Source organism: Legionella micdadei (assembly GCF_000953635.1).
GTDB classification, from domain to species: domain Bacteria; phylum Pseudomonadota; class Gammaproteobacteria; order Legionellales; family Legionellaceae; genus Tatlockia; species Tatlockia micdadei.
In genome coordinates this window covers 3162786-3177758 of record NZ_LN614830.1, presented here as the reverse complement: position 1 = coordinate 3177758, position 14973 = coordinate 3162786, and the positions used below count along the sequence as shown (strand labels likewise).

Sequence of the window (14973 nt, the reverse complement as noted above, 5' to 3'; positions counted from 1 at the left end):
ATGAATAATGGGAGTTAGCAATCTGCGACGCTTAATAATGATAATTGGTTTAATACTTCTCTTAACCCCATTCAGTTGGGCCGGTAGGATTGTTGAGTTAACGGTAAGAGGAGCAATAGGACCTGCGACAGCAGACTATCTATCACGGGGAATTAACAATGCTCACAATGCGACATTAATTCTAATTACTATTGATACTCCTGGTGGTTTAGATAAATCAACACGACAAATTGTACAAGATATTCTAAGCTCAAAAGTTCCTGTCGTGGTCTATGTTGCACCAAGTGGCGCGCGCGCAGCGAGTGCAGGCACATTTTTAGTCTATGCTGGCACTGTGGCAGCAATGGCGCCTAGTACACATTTGGGTGCAGCTAGCCCAGTTGACATAGGCTCTGCAATGGGCGGCCAAAGTGAATCAACTCCAAAAACGACCATGGAGAAAAAAGTGACGAATGATTCTATCGCATACATTCGATCCCTTGCTCAATTGCGTGATAGGGATCCAGTGTTTGCTGAAAAAGCGGTACAAGATGCGGCTACCATGACTGCGGATGAAGCAATGCACGCTAAAGTAATCAATTTTATTGCAAAGGATCGGAGCGATTTGTTAGCACAACTCAATGGAAAAGTAGTGTCGCAAGATGGTCATAAAATAAAATTGAAAACTGAAAAAGCAGAAATAGTTAGCCTCCCTCCTGATTGGCGAACTCGTTTTTTAGAAGTGGTTACCGATCCCACGGTAGCTTACCTACTTTTACTGCTGGGCATCTATGGAATTTTCTTTGAGTTAGTCAATCCAGGTTATATGTTACCAGGTGTGGTTGGTGCGATTTCCTTTCTAATTGCACTTTATGCCTTTCAGTTGTTACCGGTCAATTATGCAGGATTGGCGCTCATTGCGCTTGGTTTAGCTTTTATTGTCGGTGAAGCATTTGCACCCAGTTTTGGTGCTTTTGGAATCGGGGGTACTATTGCTTTTATTATGGGGTCAATTTTATTGATTAGTACAGATTCAGAATCGTATCAAATTGCGTGGTCAGCCATTGGGGCAATGGCAGTAGCTAATCTCATCATTTTATTCGCATTAATTACTATGATGATTAAGACTAGGAAACGCAAGGTGCAACATGGGGTAGAGGTCTTAATTGGCGCACAAGGCCGTGCACTAGGTGCAATTGATACATATGGGCAAGCAGTAATCAGAGGGGAAATTTGGAGCGTGCATGCAAAAAAACCAGTTGCGGCCGATAAGCCGATAAAAGTTATCGCTGCTGAAGGCTTGCAACTTGAAGTGGAAGAAATTAATGCTCCTTGAGTCAAGATGGATTTGGAGAGCTTCGAAAGCGAGATTAGTTTCTTGATGAAAACGTGAGCCCAAAATTAGGAGATAAAGATGAGTATCTTTTTTGGATTTTTAGTCATTATTTGTGTATTTTTGCTCATGTCAACTTTTAAAGTACTGCGAGAATATGAGCGTGCAGTGGTTTTCATGCTTGGCCGATTTTGGCGCGTGAAAGGCCCTGGCCTAGTGATTCTTATTCCTGTAGTGCAGCAAATGGTTCGTGTTGATTTGCGCACTGTGGTAATGGATGTCCCCAGCCAAGATGTGATTTCGCGGGACAACGTTTCAGTGCGGGTGAATGCCGTTCTCTACTTCAGGGTAGTTGATCCTGAGAAAGCGATTATTCAAGTGGAAAATTATTTTGAAGCGACTAGCCAGCTCGCCCAGACAACACTCCGTTCAGTATTGGGGCAACATGAGTTAGATGAAATGTTAGCCGAGCGAGAGAGGTTAAACTCCGATATACAAAAAATATTAGATGCGCAAACCGATGGTTGGGGCATTAAAGTTTCCAATGTGGAAATAAAACATATTGATTTAGATGAAAGCATGATACGTGCTATCGCGAAACAAGCAGAAGCCGAACGCGATAGAAGAGCGAAAGTCATCCATGCAGAAGGTGAACTACAAGCTTCAGAAAAATTATTTCAAGCTGCAAAAGTACTTGCTCAAGAGCCACAATCGATGCAGTTACGTTATTTGCAAACCCTAACCGCTCTAGCAAATAATAATACTTCGACAATTGTGTTCCCGATGCCAATTGAACTCGGGGAGTTATTGCGAAAGATAGCGGAGAAATGATCTGCATATGCTTGGCTGCCTGTTACTCAAAACAATAAGAGAATGTCCTGTTAGTGTGGAAGGCATCTAGGCTCAGTTTTGCGATATCTGATTACTAAAATTTTAACTTCCACTAAGAGGCAGTTTGTGGTAGAAGGTTGTATTTTTTCAAGTAATTGAACGGGGTCCTTCATGGCAATTAAATCAGATCGATGGATAGAAAAAATGGCATTGGAGCATGGGATGATATCTCCCTTTCAGCCTGGACAGGTCCGCGAAATGGATGGAGGCCGAATCATATCCTATGGAGTATCCAGTTATGGTTATGATGTGCGCTGCGCGAATGAATTTAAGATTTTTACAAATATTAATTCAGCGATTGTTGACCCAAAGGCATTCGATGAAAATAGTTTTGTGGATGTAAAATCAGATGTTTGTATTATTCCTCCAAATTCATTCGCCTTAGCGCGCACAGTTGAATATTTTCGTATTCCCCGCACTGTGTTGACTATTTGTTTAGGGAAGTCGACTTATGCGCGATGTGGAATTATTGTAAATGTCACCCCTTTAGAACCTGAATGGGAGGGGCATGTGACTCTGGAGTTTTCAAACACAACCCCGCTGCCTGCAAAAATTTACGCTAACGAAGGCGTTGCGCAAATGTTGTTTCTGGAGTCCGATGAGGTGTGCGCTGTTTCTTATCGAGATAGAGGCGGCAAATATCAAGGCCAAACAGGTGTGACCTTGCCACGAACTTGATGAGATGATTTGGTTTCGTAACTCGATGACGGTGCCTATTCCTCGTCTTTTAACGGGAATTTCGCACGCGAAGCATCAACTCTTTCTCTAAGTTCTTTCCCGGGTTTAAAATGAGGGCTGTATTTGGCCTCAGTAACGACTTTTTCACCCGTTTTAGGGTTGTGAGCATTGCGTGGTGGCCGGTAGTGCAGGGAAAAACTGCCAAAACCGCGAATTTCGATCCGCTTGTTTTGAATGAGTGCTTCGCTCATTAACTCGAGAATGCGGTTAATGCAGTCAGCTACCTGTTTTTCAGGAAGATGTGTCATTTTTGCAGCAAGGGTTGCAATGAGTTCCGATTTAATCATACCCACCTCGGTTAGCCGCGTTCTTGGGGCGTCATCACCAAGACACAACAGGTGTTGACTTTTCTTTTACCACTCTACTTTCAGTATAGACGGGTAAAGAAATTATTCAATGTTATCAAATAACTGTATCAATATTTTAATCTGCAATGCAATCTTTCTTAATGGATCCATTGAGAATTCTGCGAAGAATTGTTTTTTTGCACGCTTAAACTACTTATTTTGACTGATTTAATCTAAAGACGCCGTTGAATAAAGGCATCAACAATGCCCCAGCTCATGGCCACCTTGGTCACGTATAAACAAACAAATAAATCGGAGGTTAAGACTTTTGATGTAGTAATAATTAATGAGCCAGGCTTAATTTGCTCAACACATTTCGAAATGTCATCCCAAGTTTCGCCCAGGAAAGCGGTGGCATTAATGAAGACTAGGGAAGCATCATTAAACGGGGCTTGCAAAAAATTAGCTTTCTTAAATTCAATACAGTTTGCTTTTTCTTGGTAGCCAGGGATTTCACTCAAGCGCTGCTTTTGTAATTCAGCGCTTTGATGAAGGGAAGAGAAGAGTTCGATGCCACAGCTTTTTTTTACATTAAAAACCATAGCACAGGCTAATACTGCTTTGCCTGTACCGCTCCCTAAATCATAGAAAATAGTTGATGAATTTGGGTGGCACAGTGATAACAGCGCAGTGAAAGATTCAAATTCAATTTCACCATAAACGTATTCAAAAGCATCTCCACCAAGCCTTGCTTTCTTGGATAAAGCGAATCCGTTAACATCCGCATAAAGCTGTTGAAATACAGCTAAATGCTTGCTAATAGCCAATGCATCTTGCCAACGTCTGATTTTTCTTTTCTGCTGCTTGGGGGAATAGAAGAGTAGAATAATAGCGGTAATAACCAAGAAAGACAGTATGAGCCACATGGCCACTCAGAGTCAGGGGAGTATATTAATATGGTAGCTCATCTAGCTGAACGATTGCATACCCTCTTGATTAGAGTTGAAATGCAGTTTCCCGGAGGGCATGATGAAATGAAAGGGAAATTTGCGTACAGTGGGCAGTAAAAACTATCAAAGTGCTGAGGGTTATTTAAACCATGATAAAACAGCTTCTTGTGGTTGGTTTAATTGTCGTACTAATCACTCTATTACTCATGTACTTATTGCAAAGGCACCTGATCTATTTTCCTGCCAAGGAGATGCCGCAACGTATTCAATTTCATGCAGATGATATGGGACAGTTGCAGTTATTAACACCAGATGGCCTTTATTTGAATGCGTGGTATAAACCTGCTAGTGAAAACCAGCCCACCATATTGTATTTGCATGGAAATGCGGGGCATATAGGTTATCGGATGCCTTTAGTGCGCCAGTTTCTTGCTGATGGATTCGGAGTCTTACTTCTCGAATACCGTGGTTATGGCGGAAATAAAGGCAATCCCTCAGAGGAGGGTTTATACATGGATGGGCGCACTGCGATGCATTTTTTACAAGGAAAAGGTGTTGCAGCGCATCATTTAGTGCTTTATGGTGAATCATTAGGGACTGCTGTAGCAACAAAAATGGCATCAGAATTTCCTGCTTGCGCGGTAATTTTGCAATCTCCTCTCGCTTCATTAGCTGCTGTTGCGCGTTATCATTATCCCTGGGTATTCATTGAACCGTGGGACAAATTTGATTCTTTAGTGCGAATAGCGAATATTAACACCCCTTTACTTATTTTGCATGGCGAACAAGATCAAATTATTCCTTTTGCGCAAGGATTGAGCTTATATAATCAAGCAAATAAGCCTAAGCGTCTGATAATACTAAAAAATAAAGGTCACAATGATATTTGGGATGCAGAATTTTTTGCTGAGGTTATTCATTTTATCCGCACATATTGTTCCTAACTTAGACTATCTTATTTTGATTTACGCATTATAATCTTTAGTTAATAATTCCTTAATCTAAATCGATTAAAATGTAACTAGTGTTCAAGGTGAAAGAGAAGACGCGGGGGAATACCATGCGGAGTAAATCAGGGTTTTTCAATAGGGTACCAGCTGGTGCTCCGCTTTATCAACCCAAAAAACCAGCTTTTATTGATGTTGGTGGTATTGGTGACTGTGGCTTTAGAGCAGCTGCCACCGCAATGGTTGATAATATTTTGGAAAGACCGGCTCGCGAAAATCAAGAATTAGCAAACTACCTGCTTAAACTCCACTCCATTTATTTCCCTCAGCAAAATACACCTACACGTCTACTGACCCCTGTAGAACGCCTAAAAAAATTAGTGGAAGCCCCGGTTAATCGCGCTAAATTTGTTTTAGAGATTGCTTTTGCTTTGCGCCAAGCAACGGTGGATGAATTATGCAAGCACCCAGAAATATATCGTGGTGCTTTTGCTGATGAAACAGAAGGGACTGATCCGCAAACTATGCGCCAACCAAATACCTGGATTGATGAGACGGCTATCGCTGCATTATCCAACACAACTGGCGTACCGATTAGAGTGCAATTGGTTGAGCCGAACAAAGAGTTACCGCTAACTCGTGATTACAATTCAGAAATGAAAGAGCCTAAAGGCAGTCCAATTACTGTGCAATTACAGAGCAAACATTACTTACCTAAAGTGAGCAATCCGGAAAACTTTGCCCTGCTTGACCCCAAAAAAGGAATTGTAGGCGCAAACCGCATAGAGCCCTCTACCCCTATTTTTAATCCTGCAAACAATTCAGAAGATCCTGATTTAACTGAGATTTTGTCGAAGATTGCCAAAGCGGACGAAGCACTGGTAAAAGAATTTGAACAAACCTCAATTCGGTTGCAGCTCATGGTTGCTAACGGCGAATTGACTAAAGATGATCTCATGAATATCTATATTGAAGGCATGAAAAAGAGTGATTACCTTGAGGGTCGGGTAAAGCAAGTTGGCATTGAACACGGTAACCAGGATTTCTTTGAAAAAGCGATCGCACGGGCCCGTGGCGTAGAAGCCATCAACCTACCTTCAGGAAAGTATGACGATCAAATCACTAAAGAATTAGTGCATGCTATCGCCCGAGCAATAAGTATCGGACAACTGGATCACTCAGTCTACGAGAATGTGGAGAACGTTTCTTACAAATTCTCCTAGTAATAGGTCAGCCTCTTTCCGCAAGGGTAACTAGATCTGTTTCTCCCTTTAAGTTGCCTTATTTAAGTTCATTTCCTGGTTGCCGCTAAATCGCCAACCAGGTTGCCTGAATTTTTCTTAAAGAAAGCCTTGCTCTTTCATCCACTCGTCACTTGCATATTTTGACATATAATTCCGAATAGAATCGGGTAGAATGACTAAACATTTTTGCCCCTTTTGCAGGGATTTTGCTGCTTGCAGAGCAGCCCACATCGTTGCTCCGGAAGAACCACCCACGAGTAACCCTTCTTCGCGGATTAAGCGTCGTGCTGTATGAAAAGAGTCGCTGTCATTTGTTTTGATATAAGTATCAATAAGACTGTTATCCAAAACATCTGGGAAAAAATCATAACCTATCCCTTCGACATGATAAGGTTTAACCTCATCTCCCCCGCCTAGAATCGAGCCGATGGGGTCAACACCGACAATTGTGATGGCCGGATTATATTCTTTCATGCGCCTAGCAATCCCGCTAATCGTACCTCCTGTTCCAACTCCGGCGACGATCATGTGTAAGTCTTTGCCGAAATCATCAATGATTTCTTGTGCGGTTCCATGGTAGTGTGCGTTGGGATTATCAGGGTTTGAATATTGATCAAGGATATGGGAATTCGGAATTTCACGTTGCAGCTCTTTGGCTAAAGAGATATGGCTATCAGGATCATTCCAGGCCGCTTCAGTCCGTGTGCGATAGATGGTTGCGCCTAAGCGTTCGAGAACAGCCTGTTTTTCTTGGCTCATTTTATTGGGCATGGTAATGATAACTTTATAGCCCATTACTGCTCCGGCTAAAGCAATGCCGATGCCTGTGTTCCCTGAAGTCGGTTCGATTAGAGTGTCGCCTGGTTTGATACGCCCGTTGCGTTCAGCATTTTTTACCATCTCGTAACCGATGCGATCTTTCACAGAGCCGCCTGGATTGAAAAATTCGCATTTAGCATAAAGTTCGCAAGATAAGTCCTTACTTAAACGATTGATTTTGACTACGGGAGTATTGCCAATTGTCCCTAAGATATTTTGGTAAATCATGACCGGCCCTTATAATAAGTTTTGTTAGTCAGTATCGCTAAAATTGGGGTTAGTCGTCAAATCCCTGCATCTGTAAACTCGTCAGTTAAAGGTATAGAATGCACAAATAACAATAACTTATTGGGCGAGGGACAGCAGAAGCGAATGAATGAACCGCTATCTCCGGAAGATCAAATTCCTTCAGATCCATTAGTTGAGTCCGAAACTCCTTCTCGCTCTTCTCCGCTTTGGTGGCTTCTATTCTTATTAGTAATATTATTGCTTGTTTATTTTATTAAATTCCGACATCCCAAACCCGAAGAGGAAAAAAAACCTCCCGCAGTTACTTTAGCTGTTGCACACACGAGCGATGTTCCAGTTTATATTTCAGCATTAGGCAATGTAACCGCCACGTACACTGTCATGGTAAAAACCCAAATCAATGGGCTTTTAATGAAGGTTTTATTTAAAGAGGGACAGTTTGTAAAAAAAGGAGATTTGCTTGCGGAAATTGATCAGCGGCCTTTACTTGCCCAGCTTACCCAGTACCAAGGCCAATTAATACGTGACCAGGCTTTGCTGGCTAATGCGTTAGTCGATCTTAAGCGATACCAGCGCTTATGGAAACAAGATTCTATCTCGCAACAAACCCTGGCAACCCAAGAGGCGTTGGTAAGGCAATACCAAGGCCAAATAGAGATTGATCGGGGTTTGATTGAAAGTACGAAAGTGAATTTACTTTATTGCCGAATTACTTCTCCTATCGATGGACGAATAGGTTTGCGTTTGGTTGATCCGGGTAATTTCGTGCAAACGACTGATCCAACCGGTATCGCAGTGATTACAACCTTAAACCCAATCACCGTTATTTTTACTATCCCTGAAGAGGATGTTGCAAGAATTTTGCCACGAGCCTTTACGGCGAGAAACATTCAAGTTGAAGCGTATGATCGTCAGCAAAAGCAATTACTCGCGACAGGGACTTTGCTTACTATCGATAACCAAATTGATACGGCGACGGGAACAGTGAAGCTAAGGGCAACCTTTGAAAATAAAGGGAATAAGCTCTTTCCAAACCAGTTTGTAAATGCAAAACTACTTGTGACTACTTTGAATAATGCCGTAGTCGTGCCAACGGCAGCAATCCAGCATGGTAACAACGGTAACTTTGTCTATCGATTAAACCCTAATTTTACTGTCCGGATCCAGCCGATAGAAACAGGAGTCGTACATGGTGATGAAACCGTTATCCAAAAAGGATTGTCATTTGGCGAACAAGTGGTTGTTGATGGGGCTGATAAGTTGACTGATGGTATGAAGGTAAGCATAGCAGAGTCGGCTGGTTATTAATGGAATAACTGATGAATATTTCCGCACCTTTTATTCAGCGCTCAATTGCGACTTCTTTATTAATGTTTGCTATCTTGTTGGTTGGCGTTTTGGCTTTCCAGTTATTACCTGTTTCTTCTCTTCCCGAAATTGAGTACCCCACAATCCAAGTTTCTACTTTTTATCCAGGAGCAAGCCCGGAAGTGATGGCTTCTACGGTGACTGCACCATTGGAAAAACAATTTGGGCAAATGCCTGGCCTTATTTTGATGACCTCGAATAGTTCCGAGGGCTCATCGCTTATTAATTTGCAATTTGCTTTAGACCTCGATCTAGATGTGGCCGAACAACAAGTGCAGGCAGCGATCAATGCCGCCTATAATTTCCTCCCCGCCGATCTTCCCAACCCACCCGTCTACAACAAAGTCAATCCAGCGGATACCCCAATCATGACTTTGAGCCTCACGTCTAAAACGTTACCTTTACCACAAGTTGAAGATTTTGCAGAGACGCGACTGGTTCCTAAAATTTCCCAACTTATTGGGGTTGGTTTGGTGAGTGTAAGCGGTGGTCAACGTCCAGCAGTGCGTATTCAAGTGAACCCGGATGCACTGACTTCTTATGGGCTATCAATGGAAGATGTACGAATGGCAATAATTTCTGCAAATGTGAATGCTGCAAAAGGAAGTTTTGATGGACCTCGTCTTGCTTATACAATCAGGGCTAACGATCAGTTGCTTACAAGCGCGGACTACAAGCCGATTATCATCAGTTATAAAAATAACAGTCCCGTTCGGTTACAAGATGTAGCCAAAGTTATCGATGGGGCTGAGAATGTAAAGCAAGCGGCATGGATGAATTCTGAACCCGCTATTATCTTAAATATTCAACGTCAGCCCGGTGCTAATGTGATTGAAGTAGTCGATCGGGTTCAAGCCTTATTAAAGAAATTGCAAGCAACTTTCCCTGAGACAATTAAAATTTCGATACTGACTGATCGCACTGTTACTATACGGGCTTCAATCCGGGATGTGCAATTTGAATTAATGCTAGCAATCGCATTAGTTGTCATGGTTATTTTTCTTTTTCTTCGGAATCTATCTGTGACATTAATTCCCAGTGTTGCAGTGCCCCTTTCGCTAATCGGCACTTTTGGCACAATGTATTTGTTGGGGTTTAGTGTAAATAATTTGACGCTAATGGCTTTAACCATAGCAACCGGCTTTGTGGTCGATGACGCGATTGTGATGATTGAAAATATCGCGCGCCATTTAGAGGAAGGGGAGACCCCCTTGGATGCTGCTTTAAATGGAGCAAAACAAATTGGCTTTACCATCGTATCGTTAACCGTTTCCCTTATTGCTGTATTGATCCCTTTACTTTTTATGAGTGATTTGGTGGGCCGTTTATTCCGTGAATTCGCAATGACATTAGCCATTACCATTCTTATTTCTGGGTTTGTTTCATTGACATTGACACCGACGCTTTGTGTTCGGTTGTTACGGCATCGAAAGCCACAAGAGCATAATCGGTTTGAGCGGGTATCCACGAAAATTTTAAATAATGTAATTAAGGATTACAGCCGCTCTTTAAGTTGGGTGCTGGAACATCAACCCTTGGTCCTTATCATTGCGGTAATCACGCTGATTTTTACCCTCTTTTTATTTTATTTTATTCCAAAAGGTTTTTTTCCAGTGCAGGATACAGGTGTTATCCAGGGAATCTCGCAAATGCCCCAATCGATTTCATTTGCGGAGATGGCCCAGCGCCAGCAAGCCTTGGCAAAAATTGTGCTCGCTGATCCTGCTGTTGAAAACATTTCCTCTTTTATCGGGATTGATGGCACGAATGTTACCTTAAACAGCGGCCGGATGCTCATTACCCTAAAACCGCTTGCTAAACGCCAAGTGAGTTCTACCGAAGTGATACGCCGTTTACGAAGTAAGCTAACTAAGGTGCCCGGAGCGACCTTATACATGCAGCCAGTACAAGATCTGACGATCGATACGCGTGTTAGCCGCACCCAATATCAGTACAGCGTGAGTGCGCCCGATGCAGATGAAGTTGATCACTGGGGTAATTTGCTATTGGCAAAACTTGATAAACTACCCGAGCTAAGGGATGTTGCAAGTGATCAACAAAATCAAGGTTTAAAGACAGTGATTAATGTTGATCGTGATACCGCTTCCAGGCTGGGTATCACGATGCAAATGATTGATAATACGCTCTACGATTCATTTGGTCAGCGGCAAATATCGATTATTTTTACTCAACGGAATCAATATCGAGTTATTCTTGAGGCATTGCCTAAATTACAAGAGGATCCAAAAGCATTTAGGAATACTTATTTAACCTCGTTAAATGGAGGGGCGATCCCTTTACACACCTTTACCCAAATCACCAAAAAAGTGGGTTCCATTGTTATAAACCGAGAAAACCAATTCCCAGTAACTACTCTTTCCTTTAATTTAGCGCCGAATGCTTCTTTAGGTAATTCAATGGAAGCCATAGAACAAATAAAAGCCGAGTTAGGTATACCCATTAGTGTACAAACGGGTTTTGAAGGAGCTGCCAAGCTCTTTAAGGCTTCATTACACAACGAAGGGTGGTTGTTGTTAGCGGCTATCGTGGTTGTTTATATTATTCTAGGGGTTCTCTATGAAAGTTACATTCACCCGGTTACGATTCTTTCCACGTTGCCCTCAGCTGGTATGGGCGCATTATTGGCATTAATGTTAACGGGGAATGATTTAAGTATCATCGCACTGATTGGGATTATCCTGCTGATTGGTATCGTGATGAAAAATGCGATTATGATGATCGATTTTGCACTTGAGCAGGAGCGTAAATTTTTTAAAGCCCCGCGTGATGCTATTTATCTTGCCTGCCAATTGCGGTTCAGGCCGATTTTGATGACGACTTTAGCATCCTTGTTTGGTGCAGTGCCCCTTGCTTTCGGTACTGGAATGGGGGCTGAATTACGTCAACCACTTGGTATTGCAATTATTGGCGGACTTATTGTCAGCCAATTATTGACGCTTTACACCACGCCTGTCATTTATCTTTATTTTGATCGATTAAAGTCAAAGATTAATAAGGCGAGCGGGTTAGATTATCTAAATAATGTTTCCCATGAGAGGAAAGAATGAGCCTGTCCTCTCTTTTTATCCAGCGTTCAATCGGTACAAGTTTACTCGCTATAGGCTTAGCTTTGGCTGGAATAGTTGCCTTTAATCTGTTGCCTATTGCGCCTTTGCCGCAAGTTGATTTTCCTACCATAAGTGTCACTGCTGCCTTACCCGGCGCTAGCCCTGAGAATATGGCAACCTCTGTGGCAGCGCCGCTTGAGCGGCAGTTAGGCCGAATTGCAGGCATTACACAAATGACTTCTTCCAGCATTTTAGGAGTGAGTCAAATCACATTGCAGTTTGATTTATCACGTAATATTGATGGTGCTGCGCGCGATGTGCAGGCAGCGATTAATGCCGCAAGCGGTCAATTGCCACCTAATTTACCGAATGATCCTATCTACCGCAAAATTAATCCGGCTGATGCCCCCATTATGGTGATGTCGCTTACTTCTGAACGATATAATGTGGGGGAAATCTATGATGTGGCTTCGTCAATATTGCAGCAAAAGTTATCGCAAATAAGTGGCGTGGGGCAAGTCATCGTTGGTGGGAGTTCTTTGCCGGCAGTTCGGGTTGAATTAAACCCAACGGCGCTAAATAGCTATGGTATAAGCTTGCCTGAAGTTGCGAGTGCTATTAATACTGCAAACGTAAATCAAGCAAAGGGGCAAGTGACTCTTGGTGAAGTCGTCACTTCAGAAATTATAACGAATGACCAGATTCTTAAAGCTTCTCAATACAAGCCCATTATTATTACTTATCGTAACAATGCCCCAGTGCGGATTTCGGATGTAGGAGACGTCTATGACTCTGTGGAAGATTTAAGGAATTCGGGCATTGCCAATGGGAAACCCGCTGTTTTAGTAGTGATTTTCAAACAACCAGGCGCAAATGTTATTGCTACTGCTGATCAGATTAAAGCCGCACTACCCCAGCTTAAAGCTTCTATTCCAGCGGCAATTGATATGACCGTGATGCTTGATCGAACCAAAACAATCCGTGTTTCTTTGCACGATGTTGAGATTACCTTAATTGTTGCGATGATTCTGGTTATTTTAGTGACTTATCTTTTTTTAGGTAGTATTCGTGCGATGTTGATACCCGGGGTTGCTGTGCCTTTATCGTTGTTGGGGACTTTCGCGGTCATGAAAATGGTGGGATATAGCCTTGATAATTTGTCATTAATGGCATTAACCATTTCTACGGGTTTTGTAGTCGATGATGCGGTTGTTGTTCTTGAGAATATTGCCCGTCATTTAGAGAGAGGGGTAAACCGCGTGCAAGCGGCTTTGGAGGGGGCAAAGGAGGTCAATTTTACGGTGATCTCAATGAGTGTCTCTTTGATTGCTGTTTTTATCCCTATTCTGTTGATGGGTGGATTAGTGGGACGCTTGTTTAGGGAATTCGCGGTTACTTTATCTATCGCCATCCTGATTTCGATGGTTGTGTCGCTCACAGTAACACCGATGATGTGTGCACGGATATTAAGCAATGAGGAAAAGAAAAATGGACATTTTTTTACCCGTTTTATGGAGAGGCTTCGTCAATACTACGAACGAAGCTTGGCGTGGTCGCTTAAGCATTCTAAGTTCATGTTATTGGTGGCATTATTGACGCTTATTTTTAATGTTTATTTGTATGTCGTCATACCGAAAGGGTTTTTTCCCCAACAGGATATTGGGCAATTGGCAGGCACGCTGCAAATTGATCAGAATCTTTCTTTCCAAGCCACTAATAAGAAATTTCATGAGTTTGTTGAAATTCTTCTTAATGATCCTGCCGTTGAGAATATCCTTGGTTTTATTGGTGGCAATACCCGAACAACCCCAGGTTCTTTGTTTATAACCCTCAAGCCTCTTTCGGAGCGCAAAATTTCTGCTGATCAAGTCATTAATCGTTTACGGCCAAAACTTGCAACGGTGACTGGTGCTTATTTGTACTTACAAGCCTCACAAGACCTGATGGTTGGTGGGCGCCAAACTAATGCTCACTTCCAATACACATTAACTGGAAATGACCTTCAAGAGCTAAGTGAATGGTCTTCACTAGTCACCGAAAAATTAAGTCATATACCCGGTATTGCTGATCTTAGTAATGATCAACGAAACCATGGTTTGCAAGTATTCGTCCATGTAGATCGGGATACTGCGTCTCGTTTTGGTATTACCGCTGAAGAGATTGATAGCACGCTTTACCATGCTTTTGGCCAAAGTCTCGTGTCCACTATGTACACGGCCATGAATCAATACTATGTTGTGATGGAAGTGGCACCAGAATATTGGCAACGGCCTGAAACCCTCGATGAAATGTATGTGATTTCTCCTACAGGACAAAAAGTACCGCTATCAGTATTTGCTAGTTTTACTCCAGGAGCTAGTCTGTTATCGGTCAATCATCAAGGCCAAGCACCGTCGGTAACATGGTCATTTAATCTTCTCCCAGGTACACCTCTCGATAAAACAGTCAGTACTATTCTTTCGACAATTGCCAAAATAGGGTTGCCGCCGACAATTCAAGGTGCGTTTCAGGGCACAGCGCAGGCATTCCAAGACTCTCTCGCGAATCAGCCTTACTTAATCTTAGCAGCGCTCTTTTCTGTCTATATTGTACTCGGTATGCTTTATGAAAGCCTCGTGCATCCGGTCACTATCCTTTCAACCTTGCCTTCGGCGGGTGTTGGTGCTTTATTGGCCCTGATGTTGTGCCGTTTTGACTTAAGTATTATTGCGTTAATAGGAATTATTTTATTGATCGGTATCGTTAAAAAGAATGCGATCATGATGATTGATTTCGCATTGCAAGCTGAACGCACTCAGAATAAATCACCAAGCGAAGCTATTTATGAAGCTGCTTTGATGCGTTTTCGCCCCATTATGATGACAACCATGGCTGCCATGTTTGGTGCTTTGCCGCTGGTGTTCGGTCTCGGCTTAGGTTCTGAATTGCGTCGTCCGCTTGGAATCACGATTGTGGGGGGATTGGTTGGCAGCCAACTACTCACCCTTTATACCACTCCCGTTATTTATTTGGTCATGGAAAATGTTACTATTCGTTTTCATCGTTTTTGGGCGAGTAGGAAGAAAGTAGGATTTCTTACTGCAAACAAGGAATAAGTACA

General features: G+C 42.5%; 11 protein-coding genes. 8 read left to right on the top strand and 3 right to left on the bottom strand.

Annotation, left to right across the window (positions count from 1 at the left end; all coding sequences use genetic code 11):
- Positions 1-37 precede the first annotated feature (37 nt).
- The 3 genes from LMI_RS14160 to dcd all read left to right on the top strand — a co-directional run bounded on the left by LMI_RS14160 (position 38) and on the right by dcd (position 2881).
- Positions 38-1315 carry an NfeD family protein gene (locus LMI_RS14160; RefSeq protein ID WP_231852184.1) on the top strand — a complete coding sequence of 426 codons (1278 nt, stop codon included), beginning with the start codon at positions 38-40 and terminating at the stop codon, positions 1313-1315.
- 126 nt (positions 1316-1441) lie between these two features.
- Positions 1442-2143: a slipin family protein gene (locus LMI_RS14155; RefSeq protein ID WP_416419520.1), complete on the top strand. Its 702-nt coding sequence runs from the start codon at positions 1442-1444 to the stop codon at positions 2141-2143.
- Between the two features lie 171 nt (positions 2144-2314).
- Positions 2315-2881, top strand: a complete 567-nt coding sequence (gene dcd / locus LMI_RS14150) for a dCTP deaminase (protein WP_045100364.1) — start codon at positions 2315-2317, stop codon at positions 2879-2881.
- A gap of 35 nt (positions 2882-2916) precedes the next feature.
- On the opposite strand, the gene LMI_RS14145 is transcribed toward dcd, so the two are convergent.
- The gene (locus LMI_RS14145; RefSeq protein ID WP_045100363.1) at positions 2917-3228 is read right to left on the bottom strand and encodes an integration host factor subunit beta; all 312 of its coding nucleotides are present in this window, start codon (positions 3226-3228) and stop codon (positions 2917-2919) included.
- 233 nt (positions 3229-3461) lie between these two features.
- A complete protein-coding gene (locus tag LMI_RS14140; RefSeq protein ID WP_045100362.1) occupies positions 3462-4154 on the bottom strand; it encodes a class I SAM-dependent methyltransferase in 693 nt (230 codons plus the stop codon).
- A 173-nt stretch (positions 4155-4327) separates the two neighbouring features.
- Here LMI_RS14140 and LMI_RS14135 point away from each other — a divergent pair, with 173 nt between their 5' ends.
- Both LMI_RS14135 and LMI_RS14130 read left to right on the top strand, forming a co-directional pair.
- Positions 4328-5122 (top strand): alpha/beta hydrolase, encoded by a 795-nt coding sequence (locus LMI_RS14135; protein ID WP_045100361.1) that lies wholly within the window; start codon positions 4328-4330, stop codon positions 5120-5122.
- A 116-nt stretch (positions 5123-5238) separates the two neighbouring features.
- Positions 5239-6348, top strand: a complete 1110-nt coding sequence (locus LMI_RS14130) for an OTU domain-containing protein (protein WP_045100360.1) — start codon at positions 5239-5241, stop codon at positions 6346-6348.
- 117 nt (positions 6349-6465) lie between these two features.
- On the opposite strand, the gene LMI_RS14125 is transcribed toward LMI_RS14130, so the two are convergent.
- A complete protein-coding gene (locus LMI_RS14125) occupies positions 6466-7416 on the bottom strand; it encodes a pyridoxal-phosphate dependent enzyme (RefSeq protein WP_045100359.1) in 951 nt (316 codons plus the stop codon).
- Between the two features lie 144 nt (positions 7417-7560).
- Here LMI_RS14125 and LMI_RS14120 point away from each other — a divergent pair, with 144 nt between their 5' ends.
- Genes LMI_RS14120 through LMI_RS14110 form a run of 3 tightly spaced genes read left to right on the top strand, consistent with a single transcriptional unit; the run spans position 7561 to position 14968 of the window.
- Positions 7561-8745 carry an MdtA/MuxA family multidrug efflux RND transporter periplasmic adaptor subunit gene (locus LMI_RS14120; protein WP_052679597.1) on the top strand — a complete coding sequence of 395 codons (1185 nt, stop codon included), beginning with the start codon at positions 7561-7563 and terminating at the stop codon, positions 8743-8745.
- Positions 8746-8756: 11 nt separating this feature from the next.
- A complete protein-coding gene (locus LMI_RS14115) occupies positions 8757-11873 on the top strand; it encodes a multidrug efflux RND transporter permease subunit (RefSeq protein ID WP_045100358.1) in 3117 nt (1038 codons plus the stop codon).
- The gene (locus LMI_RS14110) at positions 11870-14968 is read left to right on the top strand and encodes an efflux RND transporter permease subunit (RefSeq protein ID WP_045100357.1); all 3099 of its coding nucleotides are present in this window, start codon (positions 11870-11872) and stop codon (positions 14966-14968) included. The genes LMI_RS14115 and LMI_RS14110 overlap by 4 nt, the downstream gene beginning before the upstream one ends.
- The last annotated feature ends 5 nt before the right edge of the window (positions 14969-14973 follow it).

Excerpts from the sequence above, each read along its gene's own strand:
- LMI_RS14130 (WP_045100360.1), top strand. The coding sequence starts at position 5,239 with ATGCGGAGTAAATCAGGGTTTTTCAATAGGGTACCAGCTGGTGCTCCG.
- LMI_RS14120 (WP_052679597.1), top strand. The coding sequence starts at position 7,561 with ATGAATGAACCGCTATCTCCGGAAGATCAAATTCCTTCAGATCCATTA.
- dcd (WP_045100364.1), top strand. The coding sequence starts at position 2,315 with ATGGCAATTAAATCAGATCGATGGATAGAAAAAATGGCATTGGAGCAT.
- LMI_RS14160 (WP_231852184.1), top strand. The coding sequence starts at position 38 with ATGATAATTGGTTTAATACTTCTCTTAACCCCATTCAGTTGGGCCGGT.
- LMI_RS14155 (WP_416419520.1), top strand. The coding sequence starts at position 1,442 with ATGTCAACTTTTAAAGTACTGCGAGAATATGAGCGTGCAGTGGTTTTC.
- LMI_RS14125 (WP_045100359.1), bottom strand. The coding sequence starts at position 7,416 with ATGATTTACCAAAATATCTTAGGGACAATTGGCAATACTCCCGTAGTC.
- LMI_RS14135 (WP_045100361.1), top strand. The coding sequence starts at position 4,328 with ATGATAAAACAGCTTCTTGTGGTTGGTTTAATTGTCGTACTAATCACT.
- LMI_RS14140 (WP_045100362.1), bottom strand. The coding sequence starts at position 4,154 with ATGTGGCTCATACTGTCTTTCTTGGTTATTACCGCTATTATTCTACTC.
- LMI_RS14110 (WP_045100357.1), top strand. The coding sequence starts at position 11,870 with ATGAGCCTGTCCTCTCTTTTTATCCAGCGTTCAATCGGTACAAGTTTA.
- LMI_RS14115 (WP_045100358.1), top strand. The coding sequence starts at position 8,757 with ATGAATATTTCCGCACCTTTTATTCAGCGCTCAATTGCGACTTCTTTA.
- LMI_RS14145 (WP_045100363.1), bottom strand. The coding sequence starts at position 3,228 with ATGATTAAATCGGAACTCATTGCAACCCTTGCTGCAAAAATGACACAT.